Below are 14,527 nucleotides of genomic sequence, written 5' to 3'. Positions count from 1 at the left end.
AGCTTACTTCGTTTAATCTGCCAGTCCTCATGATCCCTTGCCCTGTAAACAAAATCTTGCCCCTACCCTTATTGTTTATCTCATCGAGAACCTTCATCAGCGCCTCACTGTTTGGCTTTGGCCCCAACACATCATACAGATTAAGCTGTGACACGCCCTTATCGCAAAATTCCCCAAGCATGATCCCGCCTTTTGATACCGATTAGCCGTCTGCCAAATCTTATCTAAACATGACAATACGTGTTTGACGATGTCTCGAGTGTCATTTGCGGGTATTTCTAATTGTGAGGATGCTAAGTTACTGTAGTACCTCATCAATCCCAGTAGATCTAAGTGATTTGGATAGTCGTCTGCCAACACCTCATAACTATAACCACAACCTTATTAAGGAATTGTTAAGTTTTAACTTGTAAACTTTGCACTCTTAGCTTCAAAGGGTATGACAATGACAAAATTCTCTAAGCTACAAATACGACTCCACTGGCTCACACTAGTCTTAATTGCTGTTACTTATGCCGCTATGGAGCTGCGTGGCTGGTTCCCCAAGGATTCAAATGCCTATCTTGCTATGAGAGCAACTCATTACAACGCAGGTGTGTTCGTATGGCTACTTATGTTCTTTCGTTTGGGGCTGAAGCATAAATACAAAGATCCGAATATTGTTCCACAACCACCACGTTGGCAAATGTACACAGCTAAGCTCATGCATATTGCGCTCTATGCAATCTTCCTTGCTTTACCCATGCTCGGCATTGCTTTAATGGCCTATGGTGGCAAATCATGGAGCTTGCTAGGTTTTACCATTTCGCCTTTTGTGACAGCTGATGGCGGAGTAAAAACAACAATAAAAGATATCCATGAAATACTCGCCAATGCTGGCTATTTCTTAATAGCATTTCATGCCGCTGCGGCGTTATTTCACCACTACATACAAAAAGACAACACGCTCTTGAGGATGATGCCGAATAAAAAGGCTCAGTAACAAACGGCAAGAGCTATCATTAGTGGCACAGCACCTCAATCTACTGCTGTGCCCCTTCCAACTATTTCTGCATCGTGTTACTTCCGCTCGGCGAGTTTTATCATCGCTGTATAACCGCCATTTCTCTGGCGACGAACGTATCATCATTAACACGGCTTATACACATACCGACAGGTGCCTAAAATTGATCCTACCCGCTAATAGTGGACACGCGACTAAGTGAGTAAACTCTCAAGTAAGAGGTTATTCATGACAAAACCAGTATCAACCAGCAAAAAGCCCCGTAAGCAACACACACCTGAATTCCGCCAGTAAGCCCTGAAACTCGCGGAACGTATTGCCCGTGAACTCTGTCTTTATGAATCACAGCTTTATACCTAGCGCAGCAAGCTGATAAATGCACATTCCTCTTCCGAACGTGAGCAGGAAATGTCTGTTGAGATTGCCCGCCTCAAACGGCAACTGGCGGAGCAGGCAGGCGAAAACGTCTGGAAAATGTGATTGTTCACACGGACCGTGGCGGACGATGGATTACTAGGCTCTGCTGAAACGGCACAATCTGCGGGGAAGTATGAACGCGAAAGGTTGCTGTAATGATAATGCCTATGTGGAAAGCTTCTTTCATTCGCTGAAAGTGGAATGTATCCACGGAGAACGCTTTGCCGGCTGGGAAATAATGCGGACGACGGTGTTTAGTTATATCGAGTGTGATTACAGCCATAGCGAGTGTGGCGGTCCCAGCCCGGAACAATTTGAAAACCAGAACCTCGCTTAGAGCTGTGTCCACATTACGTGGGTAGGATCAAACAACAGAGCCAATCGTTAAATCTGCGCTGTCGGGTTATTGTCAGGTGAGTGTCAGGCCACAGTCGTGTTAAAAAGAACAGCATTGGTCAAACTAGATATGTGTTTAAAACAATCATGGTGGCTAAAATGACTAACAGCATTAAAAGGTTCCGTCTTGCTCGCGGATGGTCTCAAGAACAGTTAGCGGAAATCTGCGCATTAAGCGTTAGAACCATTCAGAGATTAGAAAATGGAGATAATGCAAGCTTAGAGACACTCAGTGCCCTCGCGGCAGCTTTTGAAATTAATATTTCTGAGCTAGCAAACGAATCTCAGCCGTTGACTGAAACGAGCCAAGCTGCAGATGACAAAATCAATGCTGCTAGAGAGCGAGTTGAGGAAGAGCAAAAATTTTTCCGTTCACTTGTTTCTGCGCTGATCGTCTGCGGTGTGTTAGTAGTTATAAATCTCGTCACTCCACATAACACATTCTGGTTTATATGGCCTGTAGGCATATGGTTGGCATTCATTGTGGTTAAGGGGATTCGCGTTTTTTTACTGCGAAATTGGATCATTCAGTGGAAGCAAAAACGACTCCAGCGCCTATTGAAAAGATAATCAAGAGTGTGCATCTGTAACTTACCTCAAATAGAAAACCTCATTATATGGATGTCTATTTAGTGGGCGCTATATACGAAAAAGGCCACATAGGATTGTGGCCAGCTAAACTACTTATCTAAGTTTAAATCTTAGGCTTAGATTTTTACCATTTTTTCTCTAAGCGCAATGCGTAGTAATTCAACAGACCATATCCATAAGCAGGTTCCTAGGACCTCAGATATGATTTCGTCTGCAGGCAGATGAATAACCGCTGGTGATAGCCCAAGTATTGGAAGCATAATCCCGTGACAGATAACAGCAAAAAGAATACCAAAAACAATACCCTGAAGCATCGTAATTCTAGGAAATATTTCGGCAACTACGCAATAAAAAACAGTCGCGGCAATAGAAAAAACAATATGTACAAAATTCCCACCCCAGTACACCAGTTGATCAGAATAACTATAAACAAGTGAGTGCCAATCAATGCCCATATCAGTCAGCATCTGTACAGGAGGAGCAATACGATCGGGGGTTCGAGGAGGAAGAATATCCTCCGTTCCAGACTTAACAAATGCCGAAATGATCCCCGTTATAACCCCTATGGCTAAGGCTATAAAATAATGACGATTTTGTTTTGGTGTTGTCTCAAGAAGTTTAATTGACATACTAAATCCTCTGTTAATCCTTGTAATGATTATTTAACATCGAAAAGATTAACAAAGCATATACTTTAGTTAAGTAAGGTTAATTTTAAGAAAAATCTTCTATTATGTATTTCGCTTACAATGCTACTGGGTGGCTAAATCTACCACCTAGATATTACGGTTAACCCGAGAGCCCCATTCAGCTTAGCTATCTCCAGTTGTTGAAAGATACCCACCTGTTACCGATGCTACATGGAGATGATCATGCGATTGGACAGCATACAACCCGCTCTAGCTTATCCCTTCATCGCTGAGTAATATGCTGAAATCTGATGATAGAGCAAGCAACGAAGAAACCAACTCAGAAAGCCACTACAACTTAATTGTTAAATAATACTAATCTATGAAAAAACCTCAACTCTTTTGTTAGTGCAAGCAGCTTTGAACATTCAGCATAAAGACAATGAACTAAGCAGTAGCAATGATATTTAGAAAGTATATTGTAATTAAATACAATACTTTACAAATATTCAACATCCATTAATGACGCAGATCAATAGTCCAATAAATTTGATATTTTAAGTGTTGCACAAACGGAAATACCTATTTATAGGTATATGACCTTGTGTCGCTTAGTTTCCCTTAACTTGAGACTTTAATTGATAGGTCTTCCACTGCATCAAATCGGAGCAGTGGATTTTTTTTGGACATGGAGTCCCATTGGATGAAGCATAAACAACTATATCTAACCTCGAATAGCTACGTGAAAGTTGTCTGTTCAGAACCAGCTAAGGTTCTGCTAATCAATGATAAGTACTACGATCGCTTTAGCCAGGATAGTTGGCCAAATTACCATGGCGGTTTTTTTTCCTACTTTCCTGCAATAATCGAAGTACCCTATGAAGGAATTTGGAATATCGTTATTGAACCCCATTTAACTGGGCGATCACTTCCAACAATTGGTTTGACTGTCATACCACGTGATGATAATCAAATTTCAGATTGAGATTTGAAAGCAATACATGACCAGAGCTTCCATAAGGAAGCTCATACTCAGAAATGAATAACGATAATAAACATATATTATTATGAAAAAACGTTAGGAAATTTAGATACATTATTCACAAGAATATCACATCTAAGTTATTTCTTGTACATGTCTTATTATTCTTCTTATTTGATGTAAGCCAACATAGTCTCTTTTTAGTAACTTACTCTTCGAGCTATTGTAATAAATTTGGATAGGTGAATTAGGCATTTGAGCAAGCATAACAAACCACATGCTGATACCAGAGAAAAAAATTACTAGCATCAAAATAATTGGGATAATCTTTCTCATCTATAACGTATTCTGGAAAATTTTAGAATCCCATTATACAACTTAAAAACTAAACACTTTCAAACAAGAACTATAACTCATCGTTACTTATGTGATTCTAATAGAAAAAATACTAACTCCTAAACAATGCATAGTGAGATCATTTTATTCTTGTTACAAAATGCTGCTGTAACACTAGATTTGTAACAATTATAAAAAGTAGAGCAGTAAAAGCTATACATGATGGGATTATTCTCATATCATTGATATGATACAATATAACATATCAGGATAATTCAACCTAAAATGAAGTTTTTTATAGTTAAAATCACTGTTTTGTTACTTATTTGCTTTACGTTGCTTACCTTTACTGTCTTTGGTTTATGCCTTTTGAATCACAAGAAGTGCTGTCGTTCTGCTACTAAAATTCTAGAAAATAGAATTCCACTAGCTAATAGAGCATTAAGGCGTATATGCACAAACCGTTTAAATACACGATTAACTTGAAATCACTTGTGGTGGCCTTAAACTATCTATGTTGAAAGCGATGGCCCACCATAATAAGACTCTTAATTCTTTATAGTGAATCATCAATAGGAATTATTTAATCGAGGATATATTCAAACCATTAGAAATTTAGTTACGAACTTTGGCAGACATCCTGCCAAATTCATTCTGATATTGGCTATAATAAACCGTTCCGAAGTTCCATTAATCAAAAACCCCGCCTGAGCGAAGTTTGATTTTGTAAGCTGTGTTACGAACTGACCACTCTTATCAGAATATCAGCGTTTTTACGTACGTAAAGCTATTAAAAAACCTTTTTGGTTCTCTATCATTTCGCACCTAACGGTCCATTTCTTGCGAACATCCAATGCCATCAGCAAATCTTCACCAATACCTTCATCTTTTTGTAGCAGCTTCCCAACATGGCCATCTGAGCAACTATGCTGCTTGGCTAACGCCATGAACGTTTTAAAGAGCAGGCGCGAACTAGATACATAACTGATGAAGAGTATGCAGCGCTTTATTGCGTGGCTCCAGATATTGTCAAGGTTGCGATGGAGTTAGCTTATCTATGCTGTGCACGGCAAGGTGACATATTAGAAATGAAGAAAGGCCAACTCATAGACCGAGGAATTCTAATCCAGCAGAGCAAGACAGCCGTATCACAAATCAAGGCATGGACCGACCGCTTAAGAGCTGCAATCGATCTAGCAGGCAAATTGCCTCTATCCTCAGGCATGGTGAGTATTTTTGTGCTCCACCAGCAATCTGGTTCACGTTATACCCGGGATAGCTTCAATGCACATTGGATGAAGGCAAAAGGGATTTCAGATCTGGAGGGAACGTTAAGTGATAAGCAGGCGATTTCAGGTCATAAAAATGCGACGCAAACTGCACGCTATGACAGAAAAATAGCAGTCGTTCCGGTCGTTGGTGGGCAGAAGTAACGGCAGTTAATGGCGAAAGCCAATGGCGAAACAATGGTGAAAGGCGGGTTTTAGATACAAAAAAACCGCCTCTCGGCGGCCACGACACTGCTTTATTGCTTTGATTATTCTAGTAAATTTCCTTGGTACCCGGGACGAGACTTGAACTCGTACAGCCTTACAGCCGAGGGATTTTAAATCCCTTGTGTCTACCGATTCCACCACCCGGGCTAAGGAAATTTGGAGGCGCGTTCCGGAGTCGAACCGGACTAGACGGATTTGCAATCCGCTACATAACCGCTTTGCTAACGCGCCAAAATCTTTAGCTTTCTAACTAAACCCGCACTTTCGTGCCAGCTTTTAAATTTGGAGCGGGAAACGAGACTCGAACTCGCGACCCCGACCTTGGCAAGGTCGTGCTCTACCAACTGAGCTATTCCCGCTTAGCATTTTAGCTAGTAAACCTCACTAACTTAGCTGCTTGTATCTTCTGGCTTTTCGTCGTTGCCGTCTGATGCGATGCATTCTACTTATCTCACGAACCGCGTCAACATCATTTTTATCTCACAACGACTGTTTGCTGATTTTTAACGCATTTCGATCACGGTTCGAGCAAATCATTCCGTGCAGCGTTCAAATATTGGAACATTGACCAGAATGTCAGTACTGCCGCAATGTACAACGCGATGACGCCCGCAATGATCACATAGGTATCAGGACGCCATAACAGCCCCACTAAGGCTAGCATTTGTGCAGAGGTTTTTACCTTGCCGATCCAAGAAACTGCTACGCTGCTGCGTTTGCCAATTTCAGCCATCCACTCACGTAGCGCCGAAATAATGATTTCGCGCGCGATCATCGTTGCAGCAGGCAAAGTGATCCACCAGACGTGATAATGCTCGCATACCAGCACCAACGCCGTTGCCACCATCACTTTATCAGCAACCGGATCAAGGAATGCACCAAAGCGCGTTGTCTGCTTCCACCGGCGGGCGAGGAAACCGTCAAACCAATCCGTTACCGCAGCAAACACAAAAATCAATGCGCAGGCAAATGAAGCCCAGGTAAACGGAAGGTAAAACGCCACAACAAAAAATGGGATCAGGACAACGCGAAACAGAGTGAGTAAGGTCGGTATATTTAATCGCATAGCGTGAGGTAACTATCTTCCATATGTGGATATTATTTGTATGTTGCTACAATGCCCCTAGTGTTTCAATGCATTGTGGATCTTTTCTGCCAAAGCCTGTGAAATACCTGGCACTTTTGCAATTTCTTCCACGCTTGCATTCATCAAAGGCTGTAGACCACCCATGTACTTCAAAAGCGTTTGACGACGTTTTGGCCCAACACCTTCTATAGTTTCGAGAGAGCTGGTATTGCGCACTTTTGCACGTTTCTTACGATGGCCTGTAATCGCATGATTGTGAGAATCATCGCGAATATGCTGTATCAGGTGCAGTGCCGGGGAGTCGGGAGGCAATGAGAAACCTTCGCCCTCCGGTTGTAAAAACAGCGTTTCGAGACCTGCTTTACGATCGCTGCCCTTCGCGATACCCAGCAATAAAGGACGATTTTTATCCCAAGGCACATCAAGTTCGGCAAAAACGTTTTTCGCCTGCCCTAACTGACCTTTACCGCCGTCGATAAAGATAACGTCTGGAATTTTATCTTCTTCAAGTGCCTTGCCATAGCGTCTGCGCAACACCTGATTCATCGCCGCATAGTCATCACCCGGCGTAATACCGGTAATATTGTAGCGTCGATACTCAGAACGCACCGGCCCGTGTTGATCGAAAACCACACAAGAGGCAACGGTTTCTTCACCCATGGTATGGCTGATATCAAAACACTCCATACGGCGAATGTCAGACAGGTGCAGCACTTTCTCGAGCTCCGTTAGCCGCTGATGAATAGTCGACTGTTGAGAAAGTTTGGTGATCAATGCCGTCTGCGCATTTGTTTTCGCTAATTTTAGGTAGCGAGCGCGATCGCCTCGTGGTCGTGTTTGAATATTCACCTTACGACCAGCGAGTTCTGAAATAGAGTCAGACAAAATATCTTTTTCAGGCAGCGTGAAATCAAGCAAAATCTCACCCGGTAGCGTACGTATTTGGCTGCCTTGCAAATAAAACTGCCCCACGAAGGTTTGCACGACTTCGCTCAGTTCAGTCCCTCTAGGCACTTTAGGGAAATAACTACGGCTGCCTAATATTTTACCCTGTCGGATAAAGAGTACGTGTACACATGCCATACCTGAGTCAAACGCAACGCCAATAACATCAAGATCATCACTGTTGCCAGAAACAAACTGTTTCTCAGTAACGCGTCTTACGGCTTGAATTTGATCCCGGATCCGCGCGGCCTCTTCAAACTTAAGCGCTTTACTCGCCTCTTCCATTCGAACGACGAGTGAATCGAGCACTTGGCTATCTTTGCCAGACAAAAATAAGCGAACGTAATTTACCTGCTGCTCATATTCCTCATCGCTCACCAAACCTTTAACGCATGGGCCAAGGCAACGACCAATTTGGTATTGCAGGCAAGGACGCGAACGGTTGCGATAAACGCTATTTTCGCACTGTCGAATAGGAAAAAGCTTCTGCAAAAGTGCGAGAGTTTCACGCACAGCATAGGAGTTCGGGAACGGGCCGAAATACTCCCCTTTCGCATGCTTTGCTCCACGGTGAATGGATAACCGAGGATGATTGTCAGCGCTGAGGAAAATAAGGGGATAGGATTTATCATCGCGCAACAATACGTTATAGCGCGGCTGATAGAGCTTTATATAATTGTGTTCAAGCAGCAAAGCCTCTGTTTCCGTATGGGTCACGGTAACATCTATCTGGGCGATATTTTTAACTAACGTTTCCGTCTTGCGACTTCCCACGTTTTGGCGAAAATAGCTCGATAGACGTTTTTTGAGATCTTTGGCCTTACCGACATAGATAACCGTCTCAGTGGCGTCATACATACGATAGACGCCGGGCTGGTTGGTCACCGTTTTTAGAAACTCTACAGAATCAAAACGTTCAGTCACTGTTTAACAGGTTCTCTGCATTGCACAATCCATGGCGAATTGCTAAATGAGTCAACTCGACATCACCGTTAATATTGAGTTTGCTAAACATACGATAGCGGTAGCTATTTACCGTTTTCGGGCTCAAATTGAGCTGTTCAGAAATCTCCGTTACTTTGCTGCCTTTAGTGAGCATCAGCATAATTTGGAGTTCGCGTTCAGATAAGCACCCAAACGGCGAATCTGTCTGCGGCGTCAATTGGCTCAACGCCATCTGCTGTGCGATATCAGACGCAATATAACGTTGTCCAGAATGAACGGCTCGTATGGCGTTCACCACCTCTTGCGGCGCGGCACCTTTGCTTAAGTATCCAAATGCGCCAGCCTGCATAACCTTCGCCGGCAACGGATTTTCCGTATGAATAGTCAGCATAATAACTTTGACGTCAGGGTTATAACGCAATATTTTACGCGTTGCCTCAAGTCCGCCAATGCCTGGCATATTCATGTCCATTAATACGATATCTGCGCTGTTACTGCGGCACCATTTGACAGCATCTTCGCCACATTGTGCTTCACCAACAACTTTGATCCCTTTGATATCTTCAAGAATGCGTCGAATCCCTGCGCGCACCAGTTCGTGGTCATCAACAAGAAGAACGCTGATCAAAGAAAAGTCTCCCCAAAGAAGGAATTAATGACATGTTTTTATTGCCAGTAAGCTTCGATAATACTGTTTTTTTAAGCAAGAATGAATAGTTTAATCACTTAATACTGATTTTATCTTCCTAAAGATACAAGGTTCTATTTCTCAACCCTAGTCATGCACAAAAAGCGGCTTAGTCAGTGAATAGATACAAAAACACGGCTCTTTGATATCCATTAAAATCAATAAGTTAATAATAACTCAACATTAACAACATCTTTGTATAATTAAACGTAAACAAGTCGTGAAGTTAATAGTTTTTTTGCTAAAACATACTCTTTGACCTAACAGAAAATATCGTTTTAATAATGAAAACTATTAAGAACAATAACAATTTGAATATATTTCACCCACGCCGAACAAACATTAACCGTTTGAAACTATTTAACTCTCCCCTGCGAGTAAAAGTTAAAACCCCGCTTTGATAAAAGCGATCGCTCTCATGCATCCTCAAAGTTTTTAACCTGTGGTATACTCTGCAGCTTAAAAAAATCCGTCCTTGATGAGCAGCTCTTCCCATGCATTGATCCATTTAACTTCATCAAGGGCAAAACATTCCATTAAAGGTACAATATGAGCAACGTAGATTTCTCAACCGAATCCACTATCGAAACTCTGGCCAATGAAGTCGCGTGCTTAAAAGCCACTCTGACCTTCATGTTAAAAGCCATGGGCCAAGCCGATGCGGGTAAAGTGATTATTAACATGGAAAAATTTGCGGCTCAGCTCGAAGATGCCTCTCAGTCAGAGTCTTTCAAGCACGCTATTTGCCAGATTAAACACGCTTACCGTCAATAATCTGCTTAGATTTGGCTTGCACCCTGCTGTAAGCCAAATCTTGTACTGTTTTGTCCCTGAATAGTTCTCCGCCTTGCTTTATTATGCAATGATACTGCTTAAATATATAAGTATGAGCGTGACTAACAATGGGATTGTTGTTCAAAGCATTACTAGGTGCATTCGTTGTTTTGCTGATTGCTATTTTGGCTAGAAGTAAAAACTATTATATTGCTGGCTTGATCCCTCTTTTTCCTACCTTTGCGCTGATCGCCCACTACATTGTTGGTACAGAGCGTTCTATTGAAGCACTTCGTTCAACCATCATCTTTGGGATATGGGCCATCATTCCCTACTTTATCTACCTTCTGTCCCTCTATTTTCTGATAGCACATCTGCGTCTCTCATTCTCTCTCATAATCGCCGTATTCTGCTGGGTTGCCTCTGCTTGGGCCTTAGTAACGTTGTGGAACAAATTTTATGGCGTTGGATAAACACCTTCACTAGTTTTTTATCGTCAATAAAATCAAGTATCTTATGACTAAGGTTAATGTTTTGATGCGAGTTAGGAGCCATTATGTTAATTAAACTTAGCTAAAGGAGCTTGACGATGGAGCCTCTCTACGGATTTGTCATTCTGTCACTCGCCATTCTTACCGTTAGTTTATTTGCATATTCCCGCAGAGGCGGGATATACGCGATATTCAGTTGCTTAGGCATGGTGATCCTTGCCGCTGCTCTTTACTTTGCTGCATTTTATATCTCCGATGGGGCTGAACTAACTGCAGGAATAGCCACCTTATTATCGCCAATTGCAGGCGCACTTATCGTGTTCACCACCAGTTATGCAGTACGCGAGCAGAAGCAATGAAAAGATATCTCAGCTAGAAGAGCCTTTCGGCAAAGGGCGATTTTAGATTTGTGACATGTGATGACAATACATAGAAGAAGATACAAATAACAAGGCCACCTTGCGGTGGCCTCTTTTGTGAACTTATGCCCCATCCCGGCGCTTATCTCCGGCACTCGCTCTCGGCGGTGTTAGCTCTTTAACGGGGCAAAATCACTATGTCATAATACCGTGAGTTATAATTAGCAATTATTGCTATCGCACTTAGTAATTAGTGCGCTAATGGATTCACTGCTTGCACTCATGACCATAACATCAATAAATTACGTTCAATTCCGGCGCTTATCTCCGGCACTCGCACTTTGCGGCGTTAGCTCTTTATTTGAACGCCAACGCACTATATAGACACTTGGCTAAACACTCTATGAACAAAGGATGATGATTTCTATTGATGCATTCTTATACTTAGTTATTGAGCTTAATTATCTGAATAATTGATATAAATTTTATCTCTATTTTCTAACAAGCATTCACATAACAACTTTTAAAAAAAACCAGACAAATCTAGCAACATAAATTAACCGTTAACATGTTTTTATATACAGTATTTGTTTTTAATTCCCGATAAAATGCAGCGACTGCAGAAAATAACTTTTCTACATGTGAACTCATACATATAAATATTTAAACAACTAATTTTTGAAGGAAACAAAAATGGATAAACTCACCTGGTTCAATAATGTTGAAGATCGCACCCATCCATGGGAAGGCATGGGGCTAACTTGGTTAACCACTGCGCTTAACGTTCCCAATGTTAGTTCTGCAGTTGATTTCTACACCAATTCGATGGGGATGGTGGCTATTGCAGAACTGGAAGACGATAATGGACAAATGTTATTCGCACGCATTCGCTATCGTGGAACCAACTTTACGATAAATAAGGAAGGCTGGGACTCTGACTTAAGCAGCCCACAAACATCAGGTTCACCAACACCGTTCATTTTCTATATGTACGTTGATGACACAGTGGCGTTGGTAGAAGCTATGAAACAAGCTGGCGCCAGTGTGCTGAGTAAGCCAACTGAAATGTTCTGGGGTGATTTAAAAGCACGCGTGAAAGATCCCTTTGGCTTTATCTGGGATATTGCGCAAAAGATATAACAGCCATGCTTTGGCTCATCGTCGCCACTATAATGTGATAGTGGATGAATGGGTCTATAGATAGAAATACACTCTGAACGATCTAATGAAAAAGGCCTGCGAGTTACCGCAAGCCTTTGAATTTTTTTAATCTGGATATTTTTGTTCGACAGCTCGCTTAAGCTTAATTGAGCTCTTAGCCCCATTATCTAATAACAGCAGAAAATGCTTAACGCGATGTTCTACACCAAACTTCCAAAGTTAATTTTACGATCAGCTGACGTTTTCACAACCAGGCTGTGCGCGATCAATGATCTCAGTGCCTTCAACAATAAAACCAAACTTACCAATCAAGAATGAATGATTGAACTGTGTTACGACCACATCAGAAAGTGCAACAGAACAACGTTTTTTCTCAATGGCCTTATCTATTGCTGTTTTTACATTTGGGATTCCAAGAGGCAAAGAACTACTGGTGCTGCATCTTCTGCCGTTACTCGTGCGCCTTTTACAAAATTAAGGACAGGCTCGTTTTTTTCATTTACTAGCTATTTATTTTTCCAATTACACGTTTCTCCATCAGCAGAGAGTAGCTTGGGATTATCTTGAAATGAAAATAAATTCCCTTTTTGGTCTTGGTATGTAAATGCTTCTACATATACACCCTGAGAAACCATTGAATACTCACCAATATACTTACCATCAACTAACTCCTTCCATCTGATGGTTATTTCATTGGATTTAGTTCCATCATCTACTGCTTTAATATTAACTGGAATGAGGGTTATCGGTTTGCTGGATTTTTCATATTTCACATAGTTTGAAGACCAGTTATCCTTATCGTAAGAAACATCAACATACATTAAATTTATTTTCCCACCATTTTTTGCATTAGCACTGAGGCAACGGATGTCTCGGTTAAAGTCTGCGGAAAATGAGCTAATTGGAATAATTATAAGCATAAAAAAAGAAAGGGAGAGCTTCATGATGGATCTCCTAATTTATGTCTAATGAATGCGCCGATATGATTTCTATAGATCCCATAAAGTTTTGTTGTTTCATTTTTTCGAGACAAATCATCCCCCCATAGAACTTTAGCCCTTTCATATCCTTTTTTAGCTTCATTGCTTTCTTTGTTTGTTCCTTGAAATTTTGTGCTTGCATCATGCCACAATGCCCAAGATAAGGTATATGTTTTGTTATTATAAATAGAGCTATTTTCAAAAAGAAACTCACCATCTACACATAATTTATTAAGATGTTCAGATTTCAATACTGTGGCTATTTTATTAAAATAACCAAGTCTATTATTATATCCATTGCATCCACCATTTATAATACATGTGACAGTATTATAATCATCTTCTGCAGCGTGACCTAAACAACTTGTTTTGTTACAAAAATACCACAGTGCTGATATGAGTGAATGAGGAAGACTTAAAAGTTTATTTTCATGAGATATGATCATATCATCTGAAAACTCATCATAAGCCAGATAATTATTTTTCCCTGTCAACTGAAGTAAGCCACGCCCATACCATGGAGCATATGTGGCTTGTACCCCACCAATTTCAGACATATACCTAAATGCATTCGTTTCACCGCATACTTGTGCTAAAAAATGTGTTTTTTCTCGACATGTATTTATCCCAAACCATGGTAGCCAAAGATTAATTGAATCTAAATATATTTGCATCTCATCGGCTGTCAAACCCGTTGCTATTTTGCTAAATTCATCCGCTGTGATATCACGATTGCAGGCACAGGTTGCTGGTGATTTATCTTCTTGTTCTGTATGCTGGTGAGCAGCTTGTGCATATTGTTCTGGAGTAATGCTATTACTATTTGTAAAGCCAATAGTATAACCATTCCAAAAGCCATTTTCCGCAACAGGTTCAAGGAATTCTCCGGTTGGTACAATTAAAAAATTTGACCCAAGGGGGCAATTACAAGCAATGATCGAGCCATCAACTGCTGAGATTAAATCAAAAAAAACCAGGGCAGAATCACCAGTAACTATTTCACCAATTTTGCCACATTTAGGACACGGCGAAGTTTTATCCCCTACATGCAATGGTAATTTCTCATTTTCTGTAAAACCAATATAACTAGAAACACAGGTAGCTCCCGTAGATGTTTTATCACCATTTAGCCCCAATCCCTTCCCATTAATAGTTGTTCTATTTCCCATAAATCACCCTTTGAATTTTAAGTAAAACTCTTCCATGATCAAAAAACTTTGCTAACCAGATCTATCTTAGTGAGAATC

Annotated in this window: 14 protein-coding genes, 3 tRNA genes and 3 pseudogenes; 9 read left to right on the top strand and 11 right to left on the bottom strand. The window is 41.1% G+C overall.

Features of this window, described 5'->3' with window-relative positions; translation table 11 throughout:
• Positions 1-96 precede the first annotated feature (96 nt).
• Positions 97-315, bottom strand: coding sequence for a hypothetical protein (locus CPY98_RS21090; RefSeq protein ID WP_369828317.1), 219 nt, complete (start codon positions 313-315; stop codon positions 97-99).
• A 130-nt stretch (positions 316-445) separates the two neighbouring features.
• On the opposite strand from CPY98_RS21090, the gene CPY98_RS08175 reads away from it, so the two are divergent.
• The 3 genes and pseudogenes from CPY98_RS08175 (at position 446) to CPY98_RS08165 (ending at position 2,386) form a co-directional block, all read left to right on the top strand.
• Entirely contained in the window at positions 446-982 is a 537-nt protein-coding gene (locus CPY98_RS08175) for a cytochrome b (protein ID WP_025801672.1), read from the top strand.
• 476 nt (positions 983-1,458) lie between these two features.
• Positions 1,459-1,757 (top strand): annotated as a pseudogene (locus CPY98_RS08170) (IS3 family transposase); the annotation flags it as partial.
• 158 nt (positions 1,758-1,915) lie between these two features.
• The gene (locus tag CPY98_RS08165; protein ID WP_043492716.1) at positions 1,916-2,386 is read left to right on the top strand and encodes a helix-turn-helix domain-containing protein; all 471 of its coding nucleotides are present in this window, start codon (positions 1,916-1,918) and stop codon (positions 2,384-2,386) included.
• 137 nt (positions 2,387-2,523) lie between these two features.
• Here the strand turns inward: CPY98_RS08165 and CPY98_RS08160 are convergent, their stop codons facing one another.
• Positions 2,524-3,036, bottom strand: coding sequence for a DUF1440 domain-containing protein (locus tag CPY98_RS08160; protein WP_043492712.1), 513 nt, complete (start codon positions 3,034-3,036; stop codon positions 2,524-2,526).
• Between the two features lie 703 nt (positions 3,037-3,739).
• Between CPY98_RS08160 and CPY98_RS08155 the strand changes: the two genes are divergently transcribed.
• Positions 3,740-4,021, top strand: a complete 282-nt coding sequence (locus tag CPY98_RS08155) for a DUF1883 domain-containing protein (RefSeq protein ID WP_096387246.1) — start codon at positions 3,740-3,742, stop codon at positions 4,019-4,021.
• Between the two features lie 1,280 nt (positions 4,022-5,301).
• Positions 5,302-5,787 (top strand): annotated as a pseudogene (locus CPY98_RS08145) (integrase); the annotation flags it as partial.
• Positions 5,788-5,910: 123 nt separating this feature from the next.
• Here CPY98_RS08145 and CPY98_RS08140 read toward each other — a convergent pair.
• The 6 genes from CPY98_RS08140 to uvrY all read right to left on the bottom strand — a co-directional run bounded on the left by CPY98_RS08140 (position 5,911) and on the right by uvrY (position 9,455).
• Positions 5,911-5,997: transfer RNA gene (locus CPY98_RS08140), tRNA-Leu, on the bottom strand.
• Positions 5,998-6,007: 10 nt separating this feature from the next.
• Positions 6,008-6,081: transfer RNA gene (locus CPY98_RS08135), tRNA-Cys, on the bottom strand.
• Between the two features lie 52 nt (positions 6,082-6,133).
• Positions 6,134-6,209, bottom strand: a tRNA-Gly gene (locus tag CPY98_RS08130).
• A 158-nt stretch (positions 6,210-6,367) separates the two neighbouring features.
• Complete coding sequence (gene pgsA, locus CPY98_RS08125; RefSeq protein ID WP_025801668.1) at positions 6,368-6,916, bottom strand: CDP-diacylglycerol--glycerol-3-phosphate 3-phosphatidyltransferase; 549 nt, start codon at positions 6,914-6,916, stop codon at positions 6,368-6,370.
• Between the two features lie 57 nt (positions 6,917-6,973).
• Positions 6,974-8,806, bottom strand: coding sequence for an excinuclease ABC subunit UvrC (gene uvrC / locus CPY98_RS08120; protein ID WP_096387241.1), 1,833 nt, complete (start codon positions 8,804-8,806; stop codon positions 6,974-6,976).
• A complete protein-coding gene (uvrY, locus tag CPY98_RS08115) occupies positions 8,799-9,455 on the bottom strand; it encodes a UvrY/SirA/GacA family response regulator transcription factor (protein ID WP_025801666.1) in 657 nt (218 codons plus the stop codon). The genes uvrC and uvrY overlap by 8 nt, the downstream gene beginning before the upstream one ends.
• A gap of 609 nt (positions 9,456-10,064) precedes the next feature.
• Here uvrY and CPY98_RS08110 point away from each other — a divergent pair.
• The 4 genes from CPY98_RS08110 to CPY98_RS08095 all read left to right on the top strand — a co-directional run bounded on the left by CPY98_RS08110 (position 10,065) and on the right by CPY98_RS08095 (position 12,279).
• A complete protein-coding gene (locus CPY98_RS08110) occupies positions 10,065-10,289 on the top strand; it encodes a DUF2594 family protein (RefSeq protein ID WP_004094789.1) in 225 nt (74 codons plus the stop codon).
• Positions 10,290-10,417: 128 nt separating this feature from the next.
• Positions 10,418-10,762 (top strand): GlpM family protein, encoded by a 345-nt coding sequence (locus CPY98_RS08105; protein ID WP_096387238.1) that lies wholly within the window; start codon positions 10,418-10,420, stop codon positions 10,760-10,762.
• Positions 10,763-10,878: 116 nt separating this feature from the next.
• Complete coding sequence (locus CPY98_RS08100; protein ID WP_025801664.1) at positions 10,879-11,139, top strand: DUF2545 family protein; 261 nt, start codon at positions 10,879-10,881, stop codon at positions 11,137-11,139.
• A gap of 693 nt (positions 11,140-11,832) precedes the next feature.
• The gene (locus CPY98_RS08095; RefSeq protein WP_096387235.1) at positions 11,833-12,279 is read left to right on the top strand and encodes a VOC family protein; all 447 of its coding nucleotides are present in this window, start codon (positions 11,833-11,835) and stop codon (positions 12,277-12,279) included.
• A 252-nt stretch (positions 12,280-12,531) separates the two neighbouring features.
• Here CPY98_RS08095 and CPY98_RS20985 read toward each other — a convergent pair.
• From CPY98_RS20985 to CPY98_RS08080, 3 genes and pseudogenes are all read right to left on the bottom strand, one after another.
• Positions 12,532-12,773, bottom strand: a pseudogene (locus CPY98_RS20985) (hypothetical protein); the annotation flags it as partial.
• A gap of 33 nt (positions 12,774-12,806) precedes the next feature.
• The gene (locus tag CPY98_RS08085; protein WP_096387232.1) at positions 12,807-13,244 is read right to left on the bottom strand and encodes a hypothetical protein; all 438 of its coding nucleotides are present in this window, start codon (positions 13,242-13,244) and stop codon (positions 12,807-12,809) included.
• Positions 13,241-14,449, bottom strand: a complete 1,209-nt coding sequence (locus CPY98_RS08080; RefSeq protein ID WP_096387230.1) for a PAAR domain-containing protein — start codon at positions 14,447-14,449, stop codon at positions 13,241-13,243. The genes CPY98_RS08085 and CPY98_RS08080 overlap by 4 nt, the downstream gene beginning before the upstream one ends.
• Between the last annotated feature and the right edge of the window lie 78 nt (positions 14,450-14,527).

It is taken from the genome of Hafnia sp. CBA7124 (genome assembly GCF_002355555.1).
In the GTDB taxonomy this organism is placed as follows: Bacteria; Pseudomonadota; Gammaproteobacteria; order Enterobacterales; family Enterobacteriaceae; genus Hafnia; species Hafnia alvei.
This window is presented reverse-complemented; position numbering and strand designations above follow the sequence as displayed.